The organism is Curtobacterium sp. ZW137, from assembly GCF_003762905.1.
GTDB lineage: Bacteria > Actinomycetota > Actinomycetes > Actinomycetales > Microbacteriaceae > Curtobacterium.
This window is the reverse complement of the sequence record NZ_RJKS01000001.1, coordinates 726,798-746,839: the sequence shown is the minus strand read 5'-3', so window position 1 is coordinate 746,839 and position 20,042 is coordinate 726,798. Positions and strand designations below refer to the sequence as shown.

Genomic DNA, 20,042 nt, shown 5'->3' with positions numbered 1-20,042 from the left:
TCGTCGGTGATGACCATCACCTCTGATCGTGACTCCGCGACCGCCGGCCGGAACGCATTCGGCGAATCCGTGGACCTCGAGCCCGCAGACCTGCACCTCCCCGGTGGGACGGCACCGCACAGCACCTCGACGCTCAGCGTCCGCGGTGCGCGCGTGCACAACCTCCGCGACGTCGACCTCGAGATCCCGCGCGACTCCCTCGTCGTGTTCACCGGCCTGTCCGGGTCGGGCAAGTCCTCGTTGGCGTTCGACACGATCTTCGCCGAGGGGCAGCGGCGCTACGTGGAGTCCCTGTCGGCGTACGCCCGGCAGTTCCTCGGGCAGGTGGACCGACCCGACGTCGACTTCATCGAGGGGCTCTCGCCCGCGGTGTCGATCGACCAGAAGTCCACGAACCGCAACCCGCGCTCGACCGTCGGCACCATCACCGAGGTCTACGACTACATGCGCCTGCTCTGGGCGCGCATCGGCATCCCGCACTGCCCCGTCTGCGGTGAGGTGATCAGCAAGCAGAGCGTGCAGCAGATCGCCGACCAGCTGATGACGCAGGAGACCGGCACCCGGTTCCAGGTCCTCGCGCCGATCGTGTCCAAGAAGAAGGGCGAGTTCGTCGACCTCTTCCAGGAGCTCGCCGCGTCCGGCTACTCGCGCGCCATCGTGGACGGTGAGCGCATCCAGCTGAGCAGCCCGCCCACGCTGAAGAAGCAGGTCAAGCACGACATCTCGGTGATCGTCGACCGCCTGGTGGCCAGTGACGACATCCTCGGGCGTCTGACCGACTCCCTCGAGACCGCCCTGCGCCTGACGAACGGCACCGTCGCGATCGACCTCGTCGACCACGAAGGGCCCGGCGCGGTCCGGACCTACTCCGAGAACCTGTCCTGCCCGAACAACCACCCGCTCGCCCTCACCGAGATCGAGCCGCGGACGTTCTCGTTCAACGCGCCGTTCGGTGCGTGCCCGGAGTGCTCCGGCCTCGGCACGCGCATGTCGGTCGACCCGGACCTGGTGCTCGGCGACCCCGAAGCCTCCCTCGCCGACGGTGTGCTGCTGCCCTGGACGGGCACCAGCGGCCTGTACTCCTACTTCGAGAAGCTCCTGGCTGGCCTCGGCAAGGAGCTCGGCTTCCGCCTCGACACCCCGTGGAACCAGCTCGACCCGAAGGTCCAGGCAGCGATCCTGACCGGCAAGGACTTCGAGGTCTCGGTGTCCTGGCGCAACCGGTTCGGTCGCGAGATGCGCTACACCAGTGGGTTCGAGGGCGTGATGCCCTACATCGAGCGCAAGTTCGCCGAAGCGGAGTCGGACTCACAGCGGCAGCGCTTCCAGGGCTACCTGCGTGAAGTGCCGTGCCCGGTGTGCGACGGCACGCGCCTGAAGCCCGAGGTGCTCGGCGTGACCGTCGCGGACCGCAGCATCGCCGACGTCACCGAGTTGAGCCTCGACGACGCGTACTCCTTCATGGAGACCCTGACCCTGACGGATCGCGAAGCCCACATCGCGGCGGCGGTCTTGCGGGAGATCCGGGCGCGCCTCGAGTTCCTGCTCGAGGTCGGGCTGAACTACCTCACGCTCTCGCGCGGGGCGGGGTCCCTGTCCGGCGGCGAAGCGCAGCGCATCCGACTGGCGACCCAGATCGGTTCCGGCCTGACCGGCGTGCTCTACGTCCTCGACGAGCCGAGCATCGGGCTGCACCAGCGCGACAACCGGCGCCTCATCGACACCCTCGTCAAGCTGAAGAACCTCGGGAACACGCTCATCGTCGTCGAGCACGACGAAGACACGATCCGGACGGCCGACTGGGTCGTCGACATCGGCCCCGGTGCCGGCGTGAACGGCGGCAACGTCGTGCACTCGGGTTCCTACGACGAGATGATCGAGAACCGCGAGTCGATCACGGGGGACTACCTCGCCGGTCGCCGGGCGATCGAGATGCCGAGCGAGCGCCGGAAGATCAACAAGAAGCGCGTGATCAGCGTGCAGGGCGCCCGCGCGAACAACCTCAAGGAAGTGGACGTCGACTTCCCGCTCGGCGTGTTCACGGCGGTGACCGGCGTCAGCGGCTCCGGCAAGTCGACGCTCGTCAACGACATCCTCTACAAGGTGCTCGCGAACCAGCTCAACGGCGCACGGCACATCGCCGGCAAGCACACCCGCGTGAAGGGCCTCGACCAGCTCGACAAGGTCGTGCACGTCGACCAGGCCCCGATCGGCCGCACCCCGCGCTCGAACCCGGCGACCTACACCGGGGTGTTCGACCGCATCCGGCAGCTCTTCGCGGAGACCCCCGAAGCGAAGGCCCGCGGCTACCTGCCCGGCCGCTTCAGCTTCAACGTCAAGGGCGGTCGCTGCGAGAACTGCTCCGGTGACGGCACGATCAAGATCGAGATGAACTTCCTGCCCGACGTCTACGTCGCGTGCGAAGTCTGCGGCGGCGCGCGCTACAACCGCGAGACGCTGCAGGTGCACTACAAGGGCAAGGACATCTCCGAGGTCCTCGACATGCCGATCAGCGAAGCGGCCGAGTTCTTCGAGCCGATCTCCGCGATCCACCGGTACATGGCGACCCTCGTCGACGTGGGCCTCGGCTACGTGCGGCTCGGCCAGAGCGCCACGACCCTGTCCGGCGGCGAAGCCCAGCGCGTGAAGCTCGCGACGGAGCTCCAGCGCCGCTCGAACGGCCGCACGGTGTACGTCCTCGACGAGCCGACCACGGGTCTGCACTTCGAAGACGTGCGGAAGCTGCTCCTCGTGCTGCAGGGCCTGGTCGACAAGGGCAACACGGTCATCACGATCGAGCACAACCTCGACGTCATCAAGTCCGCCGACTGGCTCATCGACATGGGTCCGGAAGGCGGCTCGGGTGGAGGCACGGTCCTCGCGACCGGCACCCCGGAGCACGTCGCCGACGTCCCCGAGAGCCACACGGGCGTCTTCCTCCGTGAGATCCTCGAGGCGCAGGACGCCCGCGTGGGCAAGGAGCGTTCGGTCGGCGCGCGCAAGGTCGACGAGACCAAGCTCGGTGCCCTGAAGCGCAGCAGCGGCGCGGACAAGCAGACCGCGGACAAGCAGTCAGAGAAGCAGACCGCGGACAAGCAGTCAGACAAGCAGAAGGCGGGTGCTCGGTAGGTGGCGGACACCGTCTCGTGGCGCCCGAAGGCGGGGGACATCCCGACCGACCCGGGCGTCTACCGCTGGCGTGACGGCAACGGCCGGGTGCTCTACGTCGGCAAGGCGAAGAACCTCCGCGCACGGCTGAGCAACTACTTCGCGCCCCTGCCGACGCTGCACGAGCGCACGCGGCGAATGGTCCTGACGGCGAAGAGCGTCGAGTGGACGACGGTCGGCTCCGAGATCGAGGCGCTGCAGCTCGAGTACACCTGGATCAAGGAGTTCGACCCGCCGTTCAACGTCAAGTTCCGGGACGACAAGTCGTACCCGTACATGGCGATCACCCTCGGCGACGAAGCCCCGCGGGTGATGGTGACGCGGAACCGGAAGATCAAGGGCGCGAAGTACTTCGGGCCGTACCCGAAGATCTGGGCCGTGCACGACACCATCGACCTGATGATCAAGGTGTTCCCGATCCGCACCTGCTCGGACTCGTCGTACAAGCGCGCCATGCAGACGGGCAAGCCGTGCTTCCCGGGGCAGATCGGCAAGTGCGGCGGACCCTGTTCGCAGCGCGTGACGATCGCCGAGCACCGTGCCCTGGTCGAGGAGTTCGTGCGCTTCATGAACAGCTACGACCGTCGGGTGATCACCGAGCTCCGGCAGCGGATGGGCGCATCGGCGGACGCGATGCAGTACGAGCAGGCCGCCAAGTACCGCGACCAGGTCGAAGCGCTCGAAGCCGTGCTGGAGAAGTCCGCGGTGGTCCTCCGGGACTCCGTCGACCTCGACCTGTTCGGCATCGCCGAGGACGAACTGGCGGCCGCGGTGCAGCTGTTCTCCGTCCGCGGTGGCCGCATCCGCGGTGTGCGCGGCTGGGTCGTGGACAAGGAACTCGACATCTCCACCGGGGACCTGGTGGAGCAGATCGTCCAGGGCGTCTATGCCGATGGCGAGCTGTCGCCGCGGGCAGCCGGAGCGCTGCACAGTCCGACGACCGAGGAACCACCGCGCGAAGTCGTCGTCCCGGAACTCCCGGAGGACGCCGACGCCCTGCAGCAGTGGCTCAGCGAACGTCGTGGTGGCCGCGGGACCAAGCTCAGCACCGCCCAGCGCGGCGACCGGGCGGGACTCGCGCGCACCGCGTCGCAGAACGCGCAGCAGGCCCTGATGCTCTACAAGACCAAGCGCTCCGCCGACTACACCACCCGAGCGGCAGCACTCGCGGACATCCAGGACGCCCTCGGCATGACCGAGGCCCCGCTGCGCATGGAGTGCTACGACATCTCGCACCTGCAGGGCACCAACGTGGTGGCCTCGATGGTGGTGTTCGAGGACGGCCTGCCCCGCAAGGACCAGTACCGCCGCTACTCGATCGCGGAGACCCGCGACGACACGGACAGCATGCACCAGGTGCTCACCCGGCGGCTGGCGCGCCTCGACGAGGACGCCGAGCTCCCGGACCAGCCGGACCAGAACGCGGACGGCGTGGTCGCGGTGGAGAAGCCGACGAAGCGGTTCGCGTACCGCCCGCAGCTGCTCATCGTGGACGGCGGGCAGCCGCAGGTGCAGGCAGCGAAGCGGGCGATGGACGAAGCCGGCGTTCGGGACATCGCGCTCGTCGGCATCGCGAAGCGGCTCGAGGAACTCTGGCTCCCCGACGACGACTTCCCGGTGATCCTGCCGCGCAACTCGGAGGCGCTCTTCCTCATCCAGCGCATCCGCGACGAGGCGCACCGCTTCGCGATCACGCACCAGCGCGGCCGCCGGAAGCGGGACGTCCGGACGCAGCTCTCCGAGATCCCCGGCCTCGGCCCGAGCCGCGTCAGTGCGCTCCTGAAGCACTTCGGCTCGGTGACGCGCCTGCGGTCCGCCACCGCCGAGGAGATCGGCGAGGTCCCGGGCGTCGGCCCGGCGACCGCCGCCGCGGTGGTCCGGAAGCTGCAGACCGTCCCGGCGAGCACGCCGACCGGCCCGACCCCGACGAGCGCACCGGTCCCGTCGGAAGCGTCCGATGCGTCGGACGTGATCCGGTCTGGAGGCCCGGTGCGGGTCCCAGCGGTGACCAGCGACGGTCCGCACCTGCCTGCATGACGCCACCAGGAGCCTCCAGGCCGCCCGGAGCGCACCCACGCGCCGGGCGATAGCCTGGTCGCCGAGCAACAGACCACCGGGCCGCTCACGCGGGCCACACGACCGCTCGGGCGACGCGCCCGGGCAGCGACGACGGAGCACATCTCCCAGATGACCGACACCGAACCGAAGCCCCAGCACGACGTCCTGATCGTCACCGGGATGTCCGGTGCCGGGCGCTCGACCGTCGGCAAGGCGCTCGAGGACCTCGACTGGTACGTGGTCGACAACCTGCCGACGCAGATGCTCGCCACGCTGACCGACCTGGCGGACCGGGCCGGTGAGAAGATCCCGAAGCTCGCCGTCGTCGTCGACGTCCGCGGTGAGCGGTACTTCACCGACCCGGACCACGCGGTCGAGCAGCTCCGGTCCTCGACGTCGGCGCGGGTCCGCATGCTCTTCCTCGAGGCGACCGACCAGGTGCTCGTCCGCCGGTTCGAGCAGGTCCGCCGGCCGCACCCGCTGCAGGGGGAGGACACGCTCCTCGACGGCATCGCCCGGGAGCGCACCCGGCTGCTCGGCCTGCGCGAGGCGTCCGACGTGATCATCGACACGTCCGACCTGAACATCCACCAACTCGCGAACACGGTGACCGAGAAGTTCGCCGAGGACCGGTTCACCGGCGTCCAGGTCACCCTGATGAGCTTCGGGTTCAAGTACGGGCTGCCCGCCGACGCCGACATGGTGGCCGACGTCCGCTTCATCCCGAACCCCTACTGGGTCCCGGAACTGCGGGCCCACACCGGCCTCGACAAGCCGGTCTCCGACTACGTCCTGGCACAGTCCGGAGCCCGTCCGTTCGTCGACCGGTACGCCTCCGTGCTCGAGCCCGTGCTCGAGGGGTACCAGCGCGAGAACAAAAGACACGCTACGATCGCCATCGGCTGTACCGGCGGGAAGCACCGCTCGGTCGCCATCGTCGCCGAGTTGGCGAGCCTCCTCCGTGGGATGCCCAACGTCGCCGTGCGTGTGAAGAACCGAGATCTCGGCCGGGAGTGACCGTCCCACCGGCCGCTCAACACGTGCGCGCCACCGGGCCACGGTCCCCCCACCACCAGATGAACGTTAGGAATGATGCTGTGCCGTTGACTGCCGAGGTCAAGGACGAACTGGCCAGGGTCGTCGTGGGCCGCAACACGGTCCGTGCCGCCGAACTCGCGACCATCCTGCGGTTCGCGGGTGGCCTGCACGTCATCTCCGGCAGGATCGCCGTCGAGGTCGAGCTGGACACCCGGATCATCGTGCACCGGGTCCGCAAGGACCTCGCCGAGCTGTACGGCGTCCGGAGCGAGGCATCGGTGGGGTCCTCGGCATCCGCCCGTCGCGGCACCCGCTACCTGGTCCGCGTGCTCGAGGCGGGGGAGACCCTCGCACGCCAGACCGGCCTGATGGACGCCCGTCGCCGTCCGGTCCGCGGCCTCCCGAACCGCCTGACCACCGGCAACCGCGAGGACCTCGCCGCGATCTGGCGCGGTGCCTTCCTCGCCGCCGGCACCCTCACCGACCCGGGCCGGGCAGCCGCGCTCGAGGTCACCTGCCCCGGCAACGAAGCAGCGATGGCCCTGGTGGGAGCCGCGTCGCGCCTCGGGGTCGCCGCGAAGGGCCGTGAGGTCCGCGGGGTGCACCGCGTCGTCATCCGCGACGGCGAGGCCATCGGCCAGATGCTCACCGTGATGGGCGCCGCCCGCACCACCGCGGAGTGGGAGGAGATGCGGCAGCGTCGCGAGGTCCGCGCCACCGCGAACCGTCTCGTCAACTTCGACGACGCGAACCTCCGCCGCTCCGCCCAGGCCGCCGTCGCCGCGTGCGCCCGGGTCGAGCGTGCGCTCGAGATCCTCGGCGACGAGGTCCCCGACCACCTGCAGTACGCGGGCTCCCTGCGCCTCGCGCACCGTGACGCCTCGCTCGACGAGCTCGGCCAGCACGCGGACCCGCCCATGACGAAGGACGCCATCGCCGGCCGCATCCGCCGACTCCTCGCGATGGCCGACAAGCGTGCCGTCGAGCTGAACGTGCCCGGCACCGAGGCCAGCGTCCCCGAGGAGCTCGAGGGCGCCTGACCGGTCGTCGTGGCCCTGCGGTTCCTGGACGTCACACGGGCGGGGGCTGATCCCCCGACTGCTAGGGTCGTTACGGCGACGTTACGGGGCGTATCGTCCACCACACGCGGACCCGCGAAGGGTCTGCGCCTCCGAAAGCAGCGCCCCCTGGGCGCTCCACACCCACCAGGAGATCCATTGACCGTCAAGATCGGTATCAACGGCTTCGGCCGCATCGGCCGTAACTTCTTCCGGGCCGCTCTGGCCAAGGGCAGCGACCTCGAGATCGTGGCGGTGAACGACCTCACCGACAACGCCTCCCTGGCGAACCTGCTCAAGTTCGACTCGATCACGGGCAAGCTCCCCGCCACGGTCGAGCTCGACGGCGACAACATCGTCGTCGACGGCAAGCCGATCAAGGTCCTCGCTGAGCGCGACCCCGCCAACCTCCCCTGGGGCGAGCTGGGCGTCGACATCGTCATCGAGTCGACCGGCTTCTTCACCAAGGCCGCCGATGCGCAGAAGCACATCGACGCGGGCGCCAAGAAGGTCATCATCTCCGCCCCGGCCACGGGTGACGACGTCACCATCGTGCTCGGCGTGAACGAGGACCAGTACGACCCGGCGAACCACAACATCATCTCGAACGCGTCCTGCACCACGAACAGCCTCGCGCCGCTCGCCAAGGTGTTCCACGACAAGTTCGGCATCGAGCGCGGTCTCATGACGACGGTCCACGCGTACACGGCGGACCAGAACCTGCAGGACGGCCCGCACAAGGACCCGCGTCGCGCCCGTGCCGCGGCCCTGAACATCGTGCCGACCTCCACCGGTGCGGCGAAGGCCATCGGCCTCGTCCTCCCGGAGCTCGCCGGCAAGCTCGACGGCTTCGCGCTCCGCGTGCCGGTCCCGACCGGGTCGATCACCGACCTCACGCTCGAGACCAAGTCCGAGGTCACGGTCGACGAGATCAACGCCGCGTACAAGGAAGCCGCTGAGGGCCCCCTCAAGGGCATCCTGCTCTACAGCGAGGACCCGCTGGTGTCGACCGACATCACCACGGACCCGCACTCGTCGATCTACGACTCCGGCCTGACCAAGGTCATCGGCGGCCTCGTGAAGATCACCTCGTGGTACGACAACGAGTGGGGCTACTCGAACCGCCTCGTCGACCTCACCGAGTACGTGGGCGAGCGACTCTGAGCATGAGTCTCCGCACCCTCGAGCGCCTCGGCGACCTCTCCGGCAAGCGCGTCGTCGTCCGCTGTGACCTCAACGTCCCGCTCAAGGACGGCGTCATCACAGACGACGGCCGCGTGCGGGCGTCGCTCGGCACGCTGAACACGCTCATCAACGCCGGAGCACGCGTCATCGTGATCTCCCACCTCGGCCGTCCCGACGGCGAGCCCAAGCCCGAGTACTCGCTCGCGCCGGTGGCCCAGCGGCTCTCCGAGCTGCTCGGGAAAGAGGTCACGTTCGTCGGCGAGACCGTCGGTGACGACGCGACCGCCGCGGCCGAGGCCCTCGGGGACGGCGACGTCCTGCTGCTCGAGAACCTCCGGTTCAACCCGGAGGAGACTTCGAAGGACGCCGCCGAGCGCGGTGCCTTCGCGGACCGCATCGCCGCCCTCGCCGACGCCTTCGTGTCGGACGGGTTCGGCGTCGTGCACCGCAAGCAGGCCTCCGTGTACGAGCTCGCATCCGCGCTGCCCTCGGCGGCCGGTGAGCTCATCGAGACCGAACTCCGCGTGCTCGAGCGACTGACCAAGAACCCGGAGCGGCCCTACACGGTCGTCCTCGGCGGCTCGAAGGTCAGCGACAAGCTCGGCGTCATCGACCACCTGCTGCCGCAGGTGGACACGCTGTGCATCGGTGGCGGGATGCTCTTCACGTTCCTCGCCGCACAGGGCCACGGCGTCGCCAAGTCCCTGCTCGAGCAGGACCAGCTCGACGTCGTCCGCGAGTACCTCTCGCGGGCGAAGGAGCTCGGCGTCACGATCGACCTGCCGACCGACGTCGTCGTGGCGTCCGGCTTCTCGGCCGACGCCGACCACGAGACGGTCGCCGCCGACGCCATCGAGTCCTCCTCGTTCGGCGCCGACGGCATCGGCCTGGACATCGGCCCGGAGACGGCTGCTCGCTTCGCGGCGGCGGTCTCCTCCTCGAAGACCGTGTTCTGGAACGGCCCGATGGGCGTGTTCGAGTTCCCGGCCTTCGCCGCGGGCACCAAGACCGTCGCGCAGGCGCTCACCGAGGTCGACGGCCTCGGGGTCGTCGGCGGTGGTGACTCGGCCGCTGCGGTCCGGTCGCTCGGGTTCACCGACGACCAGTTCGGCCACATCTCCACGGGCGGTGGCGCGAGCCTCGAGTTCCTCGAGGGCAAGTCGCTGCCCGGCCTCGAAGCACTGGGGTGGTCCGCATGACCCGCACGCCGCTCCGTCTTGGATTCTCGGGAGGCGCAGCATGAACCGCACGCCGCTCATCGCCGGCAACTGGAAGATGAACCTGGACCACCTCCAGGCCATCGCCACCGTGCAGAAGCTCGCGTGGACGCTGAAGGACGCCCGCCACGACTTCGACGACGTCGAGGTCGCGGTGTTCCCGCCCTTCACTGATCTCCGCAGCGTGCAGACGCTCATCTCGGCGGACAAGCTCCCGATCCGCTTCGGCGCGCAGGACCTGTCCCAGTTCGACTCGGGCGCCTACACGGGCGACGTGTCCGGCGCGTTCCTCGCGGCACTCGATGCCGCGTACGTGATCGTCGGCCACTCCGAGCGTCGGACCATCCACGGCGAGACCGACGAGGTCGTGGCAGCCAAGACCGCTGCGGCCGTCAAGCACGGGCTCGTCCCGCTGGTCTGCGTCGGCGAGACCGGTGAGCAGCGCGACGAGCGCGGCGCCGGCGTCGTGCCGGTCGAGCAGCTGCAGGTCGTGCTCGACGCGGTCAAGCCGTCCGAGGTCGTCGTGGCGTACGAGCCGGTCTGGGCCATCGGTTCCGGACAGGCCGCCACCGCCGAGCAGGCCCAGGACGAGTGCGCTGCGCTCCGTCGTGGCATCGCCGCGGCCTGGGGCGACGAGATCGCCGCGGAGACCCGGGTGCTCTACGGCGGCTCGGTGAAGTCCGGCAACATCGCCGGGTTCCTCCGCGAGCCCGACATCGACGGCGCGCTCGTCGGCGGCGCTTCACTCGACGTGCAGGAGTTCGCGGCCATCGCGCGCTTCCGGCAGCACGTCGGGCTGTAGCAGTCCGCTCGGCTCTCGCAGCCCGTTCTGCACCACTCCCGCACGAGGTACCGGCCGGGCACTGCCCGGCCGGTATACTCGTACGGCTGACTGACACGAAAGGTACGTCGTGGCGATACTCTCCGTCGTGCTGCAGGTGCTCCTCGCTATCACGAGTCTCCTGCTCACGCTCCTCATCCTCCTGCACAAGGGCCGCGGTGGCGGCCTCTCCGACATGTTCGGCGGCGGTGTGACGAGCAACCTCGGGGCGTCCGGCGTGGCCGAGCGCAACCTGAACCGGATCACGGTGATCCTCGGTCTCCTCTGGATCGTGAGCATCATCGTGCTCGGTCTCATCAACAAGTTCACAGCGGGGAGCTGATCCATGGCAAGCGGAGGCAGTGCAATCCGGGGTTCGCGCGTTGGCGCGGGCCCGATGGGGGAGCAGGACCGCGGGGTCCAGGCCGAGCGGGTGGCGATCTCCTACTGGGACGCCCTCGGCAACGAGGTCGTGCGGTACTTCGCCGCGAACCTCCCCGACGAGGAGATCCCCGAGACGGTCGACTCGCCGTCCACCGGGCTCCCGGCCGGTCGTGACAAGGAGAATCCTCCGCAGGTCACGAAGACCGAGCCGTACAAGACGCACCTCGCGTACGTGAAGGAGCGCCGCACCGAAGAGGAAGCGGCGCAGCTCCTGGAAGACGCGCTGCAGCAGCTCCGGCAGCGTCGCGGTACCGCGAAGTAGCTCGTCCACGAAGGCCCCCGCACTCCGGTGCGGGGGCCTTCGTCGTGCCGCGGGCGCGCGCTGCGCGCGGCGCGGGCGGCGCCGGGCGCGCCGGGGTCGCCGGTGGTCGCCGAGATCGCACTTCGCGTCGCCTCGCGCCGCACGCGCCCGACACGAAGTGCGATCTCACCGGGTCGGACGGGTCCGCCGGACGGGCCGGACGGGCCGGCCGGGCGGGCGCACCCCACGGACGACGGGAGGCCCGGTGCCAGCTGGCACCGGGCCTCCCGTCGGAGCGACGCGTGACTAGTAGGTCGACGCGATCAGGTTCTCCGGGACGTCGCGCGCGGCGTCCTGGTCCACGAAGAACACGGTGCGCTTGCGGCCCTGCACGCCACCGACGGGGACCTCGTCCACGGCGGCGCCGGCGAGGGCGAGCCCCAGCACCGATGCCTTCTCGGCGCCGGAGAGGATGACCCACACCCGCTGCGATGCGTTGATCGCCGGGTAGGTCAGCGTCAGGCGCTGCGGCGGCGGCTTGGGGGAGTCGTCGACCGGCAGCACGATGCGGTCAGTGACCGAGAGCTGCGGGAACTCCGGGAAGAGCGACGCGGTGTGGCCGTCCGGGCCGACACCGAGGAGCGTGATGTCGAACTTCGGCGCGACGGCCGAGTCGGGCGCTGCTGCCTGGAGCTCGCGCTCGTACTGGGCAGCGGCGTCCTCGATGGTGAGTCCGGCGTCGGACGCGGCCATCGGGTGGATGTTCGACGCGGGGATCGTCACGTGGTCGAAGAAGTCGGTCTGCGTGCCGGTGATGTTGCGGTCGGCATCGCCTTCCGGAACCCAGCGCTCGTCGACCCACCAGACGTGCACCTTCGACCAGTCGACGCTCTCACGCGCCTGGGACTGACCGATGGCGGCGAGCACGAGGGACGAGACCGAACCACCGCTGATGGCGATGTCCGCTCGCTCCTGCTCGTCGAGCACGTCGATGATCTTCGTGATGAAGCGTGCGGCGACGGAGGCGCCGAGGGCCTGCTTGTCCGGGTGCACCAGCACCCGCCGTTCGTTGGTCACGTGACTCCCGTGTTCGTGGAGCGGCCACCCGATGTGACCGCCGTCGGTCCGTGCGCCCGGACCCCGTCTCGACGACGGAGCCGGGCGACCCGGACCCCGTCTCGACGACGAGGACCGGGCGACCGGACCGCTGTGGGGCTGATCAGCTCGCGACGGAATCGCGGAGCTGGGCCACCCCGTGCTTGACGACGTCCCCGAAGAGGACGTCTGGGTCGAGTCTACGGAGTTCCTCCGCCAGGCAGTCACGCAGGTTCCGGCGTGGCAGGGACAGATCGTGGACCGGCTGCCCGGGCATGGACAGCGTGGCGACGTCGACGAGCGACCGCTCGAGCTCGATCGTGCCCGACTCGCGGACGAGGGACACCCCGTGGATGCCGCTCGACCCGGTCGCGCGGGGCGACGTGACGACCGACACCGGCACCTGGAGCTGCAGCTGCAGCCATGCGGCGAGGAGGATCGTCGACGGGCTGTCGCTCGCACCGGAGACCTCGACGCCGGTGATCGGCTCGTACGGCGGCTGGTCGAGCGCCGCGGCGAGCTGGTTGCGCCAGAGCGTCAACCGGGTCCAGGCGAAGTCGGTGTCCCCGGGGACGTACGACTCGGCCAGTGCCGCGATGGCGACACTCGGGTCCTTCTGCGCTGCGGCGTCCGTGATGCGACGCTGGGCGATGCGGCCGAGGGAGGACTCCGCCGGCTTCGGCGGGGCGATCCCGGGCCACCAGGCGACGACCGGGGCGTCCGGCAGGAGCAGACCGGTGACGAGGCTCTCCTCGTCGGTGGCCGTCTCGCCGTACGCGCGGAGGACGATGACCTCGCTCGCGCCGGCGTCGCTCCCCACGCGGATCTGCGCGTCGAGACGACCGGGCGAGTGGATGTCGCCGTGGTTCTTCGACACGATGATCACGCGCATCGGGTGCTCGCGGGATGCCTCGTTCGCCGCCGCGATCGCCTCTTCCTCGTGGCCGAGGGCCGTCGAGATGATCAGCGTGAGGACACGGCCGAGTGCGACCGCGCCCCCCTCTTCGCGGATGTGGACGAGGGTCTTCTGGATCTTCGAGACCGTGGTGTTCGGCAGGTCGATCTTCATGGACGCCTCCAGGTCCGTCCGTCGCGGGCGAGGAGGTCGTCGGCCGAAGCCGGACCCCACGTCCCGGGACGGTACTGCTCGGGCTGGCCCTGCGTGGCCCAGAACTCCTCGATGGGGTCGAGGATCTTCCAGGAGAGCTCGACCTCCTGGTGCCGCGGGAACAGCGGCGGGTCGCCGAGGAGCACGTCGAGGATGAGTCGCTCGTACGCCTCGGGGGATGCCTCGGTGAACGCGTGGCCGTAGCCGAAGTCCATCGTGACGTCGCGCACCTGCGTGCCGACGCCGGGGACCTTCGAGCCGAAGCGCAGCGTCACGCCCTCGTCCGGCTGGACGCGGATGACGAGTGCGTTCTGGCCGAGGGGGGACTGCGGGATGCCGAAGACGTCCTCGGGGACGCGCTTGAACACGATCGCGATCTCGGTGACGCGGCGACCGAGGCGCTTGCCGGCGCGGAGGTAGAACGGGACGCCCTGCCAGCGACGGGTCGCGATGTTCAGCTTGATCGCCGCGAACGTCTCGGTGCCGGACTCCGGGTTCATCCCGGCTTCTTCGAGGAAGCCGAGGACCTTCTCGCCGCCCTGCCACCCGCCGGCGTACTGCCCCCGTGCGGTGGCCGTCGACAGGTCCGCCGGCAGCTCCACCGCGGAGAGGACCTTCTCCTTCTCGGCGCGGAGGTGTCCGGCCTTGAACGAGACGGGCTCCTCCATCGCGGTGAGCGCGAGGAGCTGGAGCAGGTGGTTCTGGATGACGTCGCGCGCCGCCCCGATGCCGTCGTAGTACGCGGCGCGTCCGGCGACGCCGATGTCCTCGGCCATCGTGATCTGCACGTGGTCCACGTAGTTCGAGTTCCAGATGGGTTCGTACATCTGGTTCGCGAACCGCAGCGTCAGGAGGTTCTGGACCGTCTCCTTGCCGAGGTAGTGGTCGATGCGGAACACGTCGTCAGGAGCGAAGACGCTCTCGACGATGGCGTTCAGCTCGCGCGCCGTGCGGAGGTCGGACCCGAAGGGCTTCTCCACGACGACGCGGCTCCACGAGCCGTCCTGCTTCTCGGTCAGGCCGGACAGCTTCAGCTGCTCGGTGACGACCGGGAACATCTTCGGCGGGATCGAGAGGTAGAACGCGTGGTTGCCGAGGGTTCCCCGTTCGGCGTCGAGCGCGTCGACGGTCTCCTTGAGCTGGACGAAGGCGTCGGGGTCGTCGAAGGACCCCTGGACGAAGCGGATGCCCTGTTCGAGCTGGCGCCACACGTCCTCGTCGAAGGGGGTACGCGAGTGCTCCTTGACCGCGTCGTGGACGAGCTGGGAGAAGTCTTGGTCCTCCCAGTCACGTCGAGCGAACCCGACCAGCGCGAACCCGGGAGGCAGGAGCCCCCGGTTCGCGAGGTCGTAGACCGCGGGCATCAGCTTCTTGCGGGACAGGTCGCCCGTCACGCCGAAGATGATGAGGGTGCTGGGACCCGCGATCCGGTTCAGTCGACGGTCCGTGGGCAGCCGGAGCGGGTTGTGCTCCGGGGTGATCGCCACCGGTGACATTGTCGGTGAACTCCTTTTGGTGTCAGGAAGTGGTTGCCGGGCCCGAGACCGCGGCAGTGACGACGTCCGCCAACGCGGGGAGATCCCGCGACGACAGCGTCAGCACCGGGCGGCCGTGCTGCGCGAGGACGCTGGCGTCCCCGGCTGCCTGGGCCCGGATGAGCTGGCCGAACGTGAACGGCCGGCCGGGGATCGGCAGGTCGCCCGCGTCGTCCGCGAGGATCTGCAGGAACACCCCGGTCGCGGGTCCGCCCTTGTGGTACTGGCCGGTGGAGTGCAGGAACCGCGGGCCGTACCCGAAGGTGACCGGTCGGCCGACGCGCTCCGCGATGACATCCCGCAGCACCTCGAGCTCGCGGTTCACACCGCGGTCGACGTACGCCTGGATGGCGACGTAGCCGTCGTCACCGACGGCGGACAGGAGGCTCGTCACGGCCTGGGCGATGCTGCTGCCGGCCTCGAGACCGGTCGCGGTCACCGCGATGCCCTGGTCCTCGAACGAGGGCGCGGTCGACGAGACGGGACCGCCGTCGCCCTCGAGCAGCGCGCGCGCAGCGACCTTGGCCGCCTCCACGTCGGGCTGGTCGAACGGGTCGATGCCGAGCAGACGCCCGGCGACGGCCACGGCGTACTCCCACACGAGGATCTGTCCACCGAGCGTGCCGGTGATCTCGACCTCGCCGTCGGCGACGTGGCGTTCGTCGTCGCGCGAGCCGACGAGGCGGACGATCTGCACGTCCGGCAGGCCGGCGGTGATCTCCGGGGCGTCGACGTCGAGGACGATCGGCAGGAGGCCGCGGCCGGACTTGCCCGTCGACTCGGCGAGGAGCTGTTCGATCCAGTCGCCGAAGCCGATGATGTGCGTACCGTCCGCGACGATGCCGATCTTGTCCCGGAGCGGCTCGGTGCCGGCGAGGACCGCACCGAGCACGAGCCCGGGGTTCTCGTCGATGTCGACGGAGAGGAGCGCCGAGATGGCGTCCGCCTCGTCGAGGAGCTCGGCGATGTCGGCCCCGGCGAGACCCGAGGGCACGAGCCCGAAGGCCGTCAGCGCGGAGTACCGGCCGCCGACCGTGGGGTCCGCCGTGAAGACGCGGTAGCCGGCGTCGGTCGCGGACGCCTCGAGCGGAGAGCCCGGGTCCGTGACCACGACGATCCGCTGGGCGGGGTCGATGCCGGCGTCGCGGAAGGCCTGCTCGTACACGCGGCGCTGGGAGTCGGTCTCGAGCGTCGAGCCGGACTTCGACGACACCACGAGCACGGTGCGGTCGAGGCGGTCGGTGACGGCCGCGGTGACCTGGGCCGGGTCGGTCGAGTCGAGCACCGTGAGGGGCACCCCCGCGGTGCGGGTGATGACTTCGGGCGCCAGGGACGAGCCGCCCATGCCGGCGAGGACGACGTGGTCGATCCCCTCGGCGCGGAGCTCGTCGCGCAGTGCGGTGATGCGGGGGACGAGGGGCCGCGAGACCGCGACCGCCTCGACCCATCCGAGGCGCGAGGCGGCCTCGGTCTCCGCCGACGGACCCCAGAGGTCGGGGTCCTGGGCGGTGATGCCCGACGCCACCAGGTCGGCGACGAGGCGCGGGACCACCTGGTCGATGGCCCGCGCCGCGTCACCGCTGGCGGCGATGGAGACGGTCACTACTTGCTGGCGTTCTCGAGGGCCGTCTTCACGGTGTCGACGAGCTCGCCCCAGGAGACGTTGAACTTGTCCACGCCCTCCTTCTCGAGCAGGGCCACGACGTCGTCGTAGTCGATACCGACGGCGGCGAGCTTGTCCATGACCTCGGTCGCGGCGTCGAACGAACCGGCGATCGCGTCGCCGTGGATCTCACCGTGGTCGAACGTGGCCTCGAGGGTCTTGCCCGGCATGGTGTTGACGGTGCTCGGCGCGGCGAGCTCGGTCACGTAGAGCGTGTCCGAGAGCGACGGGTCCTTGACACCGGTCGACGCCCAGAGCGGACGCTGCGTGTTCGCGCCGGCCTCGAGGAGGCCGAGGGCACGCTCGGAGGCGAACGCCTCGGTCCAGACCTGGTAGGCGAGCTGCGCGTTGGCGATGCCGGCCTTGGACTTCAGGGCCTTGGCCTCGTCGGTGCCGGCGGCGTCGAGGCGCTTGTCGATCTCGGAGTCGACACGCGACACGAAGAAGGACGCGACCGAGTGGATCTTCGAGAGGTCGTGGCCGGCGGCCTTGGCCTTCTCGAGCCCGCCGAGGTAGGCGTCGATGACGGCGCGGTAGCGCTCGAGCGAGAAGATCAGGGTGACGTTGACGGAAATGCCGGCGCCGATGACCTCGGTGATGGCCTCGAGGCCCTCGAGGGTCGCCGGGATCTTGATGAGGACGTTCTCGCGGCCGACCTTGTCGAACAGGAACTTGGCCTGCTCGATGGTCTTCGCGGTCTCGTGGGCGAGGCCCGGCTCGACCTCGATCGAGACGCGGCCGTCGAAGCCCTTGGTCTCGTCGTAGATCGTCTTGAAGACGTCGGACGCGTTCGCGACGTCCTGGGTGGTGATCTCGAAGATCGCGTCGGTCACGTCGGTGCCAGCAGCGGCGAGCTCCTTGACCTGCGCGTCGTAGCGCTCGCCCTTGGCGAGGGCCGAGGCGAAGATCGTCGGGTTCGTGGTCACGCCGACGACGTTGCGGTCCTTGATGAGGTTCTCGAGACGGCCGGTCTCGAGCAGCTCGCGGGACAGGTCGTCGAGCCAGATGCTCACGCCGACCGCGGAGAGCGCGGCGGTGGGGGTGGTGTCAGCCATGTGTTTCTCTTCTTTCGTCGACTTGGTGAGTCGGGGTCTGTGGGCGGCCACCTGAGGACGGGAGGCACGGTGCGGGGCCGCGCCGGGCCTCCCGTCAGGAGGGCCGGATCCGTGTGACGGACCCGGCCCTCATCACTCAGGATGCTGCTGCGATGGTTTCCTTCGCCGCGGCGAGGACGTGCTCGGTGGTGAAGCCGAACTCGTTGTAGAGCGTCTGGTAGTCCGCCGAGGCACCGAAGTGCTCGATGGAGACGCTGCGGCCGGCGTCGCCGACGATGTCGCGCCAGCTCATGCCGATCCCGGCCTCGACCGAGACGCGGGCCTTGATCGAGGAGGGGAGCACCGACTCGCGGTAGGCCTCGTCCTGCTGGAAGAACCACTCGAGCGACGGGGCCGAGACGACGCGGGCGTTGACGCCCTCGCTCTTCAGCTGTTCGCGCGCGTCGAGTGCGATCTGGACCTCGGAGCCGGAGCCGATGAGGATGACGTCCGGGGTGCCGTTCGGCGCCTCGGCGAGCACGTAAGCGCCCTTCGCGACGTTCTTGGCGGACGCGAACGTCTCACCGGAGGCGTCGCCCTCGCCACGCTCGAACACCGGGAGGTTCTGACGGCTGAGCGCCAGACCGGCCGGGCGGTCCGTGTGGGAGAGGATCGTCAGCCACGCGTACGCGACCTCGTTGGCGTCGGCCGGACGGACGACGTCGAGACCCGGGATCGCGCGGAGGGCGGTGAGCTGCTCGATCGGCTGGTGCGTCGGGCCGTCCTCGCCGAGGGCGATGGAGTCGTGGGTCCAGACGTACGTCGCCGGCGCCTTCATGAGCGCGGCGAGACGGACCGCCGGACGCATGTAGTCGCTGAAGATGAGGAACGTGCCACCGAAGGGGCGGGTGTTCCCGTGCAGGACGATGCCGTTGAGGATCGAGCCCATGGCGTGCTCGCGGATGCCGAAGTGCAGCACGCGACCGAACGGGTCGGTGCTCCAGGTCGACGTCGACGCCTCGGCCGGACCGAAGGACTTCGCGCCCTCGATCGTGGTGAGGTTCGACTCGGCGAGGTCCGCCGAACCGCCCCAGAACTCGGGCATCAGCGGCGCGATGGCGTTGATGACCTTGCCGGAAGCGGCGCGGGTCGAGACGGCCTTCTCGGTGCCGAACACCGGGAGCGCTGCCTCGAGGCCCTCGGGGAGCTCCTTGGCCTGCATGCGGTCGAAGAGGGCCTTCTTGTCGGCGTTGGCCGCGGCCCACGCGTCGAAGGTCTTCTGCCACTCGGCGTGCTGCGCCTGGCCCTTGGCCACGGCACCGCGGGTGTACTCGAGCACCTCGGGGGCGACCTCGAAGGTCTTCTCGGTGTCGAAGCCGAGGACCTCCTTGAGGCCCTTGATCTCCTCGGCGCCGAGCGCCGAACCGTGGATCTTGCCCGAGTTCTGCTTGGTCGGCGACGGCCAGCCGATGATCGTCTTGAGGACGATGAGCGACGGCTTGTCGGTGACCTGCTTGGCGGTCTCGATCGCGGCGTAGAGCTCCTCGACGTCCTCGGAGTACTCGCCGGTCTTCTTCCAGTCGACGATCTGGACGTGCCAGCCGAGCGCCTCGTAGCGCTCGGGGACGCTCTCCGAGAAGGCGATGTCGGTGTTGTCCTCGATCGAGATCTGGTTCGAGTCGTAGAACGCGATGAGGTTGCCGAGCTGCTGGCGACCCGCGAGGGAACCGGCTTCGTTCGTGACGCCTTCCTGCATGTCACCGTCGCCGGCGATCACGTAGGTGAAGTGGTCGAACGCCGACTGGCCGGCCGGGGTCTCCGGGTCGAACAGACCGCGCTCGAAGCGCTGGGCGTAGGCGAAGCCGACCGAGGACGCGAGGCCCTGGCCGAGCGGGCCGGTCGTGATCTCGACACCGTCGGTGTGGCCGTACTCCGGGTGACCCGGCGTCTTCGAGCCCCACTTGCGGAGGTGCTGGAGGTCCTCGATCTCGAGGCCGTAGCCGTGCAGGTAGAACTGCACGTACTGGAGGATCGATGCGTGACCGGCGGAGAGGATGAAGCGGTCACGGCCGATCCACGTGGAGTCGCTCGGGTCGCGGTGCATCACCTTCTGGAAGAGGAGGTGTGCGAGCGGGGCGAGGCTCATCGCGGTGCCGGGGTGACCGTTGCCGGCGGCCTCGACCGAATCGGCGGCGAGTACGCGGGCCGTGTCGACGGCCTTCCTGTCGATGGCGTCCCAGGTGAATTCAGCCACTTGGATGTTGACCCTTCTTGATGCGACATGTGCGAGGGCTCGTGCCATCGCACGGACATGGTTGCCACCCGGGGCCCTGTCCAGTCGCCGATCAACGGCGGCCGACCGGCTTCGTCGAGGCCGG

15 protein-coding genes are annotated in these 20,042 nt (G+C 69.6%); 9 read left to right on the top strand and 6 right to left on the bottom strand.

The features are described from left to right. Nucleotides 1–9: 9 nt before the first annotated feature. From uvrA to EDF55_RS03485, 9 genes are all read left to right on the top strand, one after another. On the top strand, nucleotides 10–3,129 hold the full coding sequence (gene uvrA / locus EDF55_RS03525; protein ID WP_260235769.1) for an excinuclease ABC subunit UvrA: 3,120 nt from the start codon (nucleotides 10–12) through the stop codon (nucleotides 3,127–3,129). Further along, the gene (gene uvrC / locus EDF55_RS03520) at nucleotides 3,130–5,205 is read left to right on the top strand and encodes an excinuclease ABC subunit UvrC (RefSeq protein WP_123653522.1); all 2,076 of its coding nucleotides are present in this window, start codon (nucleotides 3,130–3,132) and stop codon (nucleotides 5,203–5,205) included. A 150-nt stretch (nucleotides 5,206–5,355) separates the two neighbouring features. Next, nucleotides 5,356–6,243, top strand: a complete 888-nt coding sequence (gene rapZ / locus EDF55_RS03515; RefSeq protein WP_123653521.1) for an RNase adapter RapZ — start codon at nucleotides 5,356–5,358, stop codon at nucleotides 6,241–6,243. Between the two features lie 80 nt (nucleotides 6,244–6,323). Continuing rightward, nucleotides 6,324–7,304, top strand: a complete 981-nt coding sequence (gene whiA / locus EDF55_RS03510) for a DNA-binding protein WhiA (RefSeq protein ID WP_123653520.1) — start codon at nucleotides 6,324–6,326, stop codon at nucleotides 7,302–7,304. Nucleotides 7,305–7,481: 177 nt separating this feature from the next. Next, the gene (gap, locus tag EDF55_RS03505) at nucleotides 7,482–8,486 is read left to right on the top strand and encodes a type I glyceraldehyde-3-phosphate dehydrogenase (RefSeq protein WP_123653519.1); all 1,005 of its coding nucleotides are present in this window, start codon (nucleotides 7,482–7,484) and stop codon (nucleotides 8,484–8,486) included. A gap of 2 nt (nucleotides 8,487–8,488) precedes the next feature. After that, complete coding sequence (locus EDF55_RS03500) at nucleotides 8,489–9,706, top strand: phosphoglycerate kinase (RefSeq protein WP_123653518.1); 1,218 nt, start codon at nucleotides 8,489–8,491, stop codon at nucleotides 9,704–9,706. Nucleotides 9,707–9,746: 40 nt separating this feature from the next. Continuing rightward, complete coding sequence (tpiA, locus tag EDF55_RS03495; protein WP_123653517.1) at nucleotides 9,747–10,526, top strand: triose-phosphate isomerase; 780 nt, start codon at nucleotides 9,747–9,749, stop codon at nucleotides 10,524–10,526. 109 nt (nucleotides 10,527–10,635) lie between these two features. Beyond that, entirely contained in the window at nucleotides 10,636–10,887 is a 252-nt protein-coding gene (gene secG, locus EDF55_RS03490; RefSeq protein ID WP_056124375.1) for a preprotein translocase subunit SecG, read from the top strand. Nucleotides 10,888–10,890: 3 nt separating this feature from the next. Further along, nucleotides 10,891–11,250: an RNA polymerase-binding protein RbpA gene (locus tag EDF55_RS03485; RefSeq protein ID WP_123653516.1), complete on the top strand. Its 360-nt coding sequence runs from the start codon at nucleotides 10,891–10,893 to the stop codon at nucleotides 11,248–11,250. A 285-nt stretch (nucleotides 11,251–11,535) separates the two neighbouring features. On the opposite strand, the gene pgl is transcribed toward EDF55_RS03485, so the two are convergent. From pgl to tkt, 6 genes are all read right to left on the bottom strand, one after another. Beyond that, nucleotides 11,536–12,306, bottom strand: a complete 771-nt coding sequence (gene pgl, locus EDF55_RS03480; RefSeq protein WP_123653515.1) for a 6-phosphogluconolactonase — start codon at nucleotides 12,304–12,306, stop codon at nucleotides 11,536–11,538. A 142-nt stretch (nucleotides 12,307–12,448) separates the two neighbouring features. After that, entirely contained in the window at nucleotides 12,449–13,393 is a 945-nt protein-coding gene (locus EDF55_RS03475; RefSeq protein ID WP_123653514.1) for a glucose-6-phosphate dehydrogenase assembly protein OpcA, read from the bottom strand. Further along, nucleotides 13,390–14,928 (bottom strand): glucose-6-phosphate dehydrogenase, encoded by a 1,539-nt coding sequence (zwf, locus tag EDF55_RS03470; RefSeq protein ID WP_123653513.1) that lies wholly within the window; start codon nucleotides 14,926–14,928, stop codon nucleotides 13,390–13,392. The genes EDF55_RS03475 and zwf overlap by 4 nt, the downstream gene beginning before the upstream one ends. A 22-nt stretch (nucleotides 14,929–14,950) precedes the next feature. Continuing rightward, nucleotides 14,951–16,570, bottom strand: a complete 1,620-nt coding sequence (locus tag EDF55_RS03465; RefSeq protein WP_123653512.1) for a glucose-6-phosphate isomerase — start codon at nucleotides 16,568–16,570, stop codon at nucleotides 14,951–14,953. Next, the gene (tal, locus tag EDF55_RS03460; protein WP_123653511.1) at nucleotides 16,570–17,685 is read right to left on the bottom strand and encodes a transaldolase; all 1,116 of its coding nucleotides are present in this window, start codon (nucleotides 17,683–17,685) and stop codon (nucleotides 16,570–16,572) included. The genes EDF55_RS03465 and tal overlap by 1 nt, the downstream gene beginning before the upstream one ends. A gap of 136 nt (nucleotides 17,686–17,821) precedes the next feature. Next, nucleotides 17,822–19,918, bottom strand: coding sequence for a transketolase (gene tkt, locus EDF55_RS03455; RefSeq protein WP_123653510.1), 2,097 nt, complete (start codon nucleotides 19,916–19,918; stop codon nucleotides 17,822–17,824). Nucleotides 19,919–20,042 lie beyond the last annotated feature (124 nt).

Bases quoted from the DNA above. Each gene is read 5' to 3' on its own strand.
- zwf (WP_123653513.1), bottom strand. From the start codon at position 14,928: ATGTCACCGGTGGCGATCACCCCGGAGCACAACCCGCTCCGGCTGCCC.
- uvrA (WP_260235769.1), top strand. From the start codon at position 10: ATGACCATCACCTCTGATCGTGACTCCGCGACCGCCGGCCGGAACGCA.
- EDF55_RS03485 (WP_123653516.1), top strand. From the start codon at position 10,891: ATGGCAAGCGGAGGCAGTGCAATCCGGGGTTCGCGCGTTGGCGCGGGC.
- EDF55_RS03475 (WP_123653514.1), bottom strand. From the start codon at position 13,393: ATGAAGATCGACCTGCCGAACACCACGGTCTCGAAGATCCAGAAGACC.
- EDF55_RS03500 (WP_123653518.1), top strand. From the start codon at position 8,489: ATGAGTCTCCGCACCCTCGAGCGCCTCGGCGACCTCTCCGGCAAGCGC.
- tal (WP_123653511.1), bottom strand. From the start codon at position 17,685: ATGGCTGACACCACCCCCACCGCCGCGCTCTCCGCGGTCGGCGTGAGC.
- rapZ (WP_123653521.1), top strand. From the start codon at position 5,356: ATGACCGACACCGAACCGAAGCCCCAGCACGACGTCCTGATCGTCACC.
- tpiA (WP_123653517.1), top strand. From the start codon at position 9,747: ATGAACCGCACGCCGCTCATCGCCGGCAACTGGAAGATGAACCTGGAC.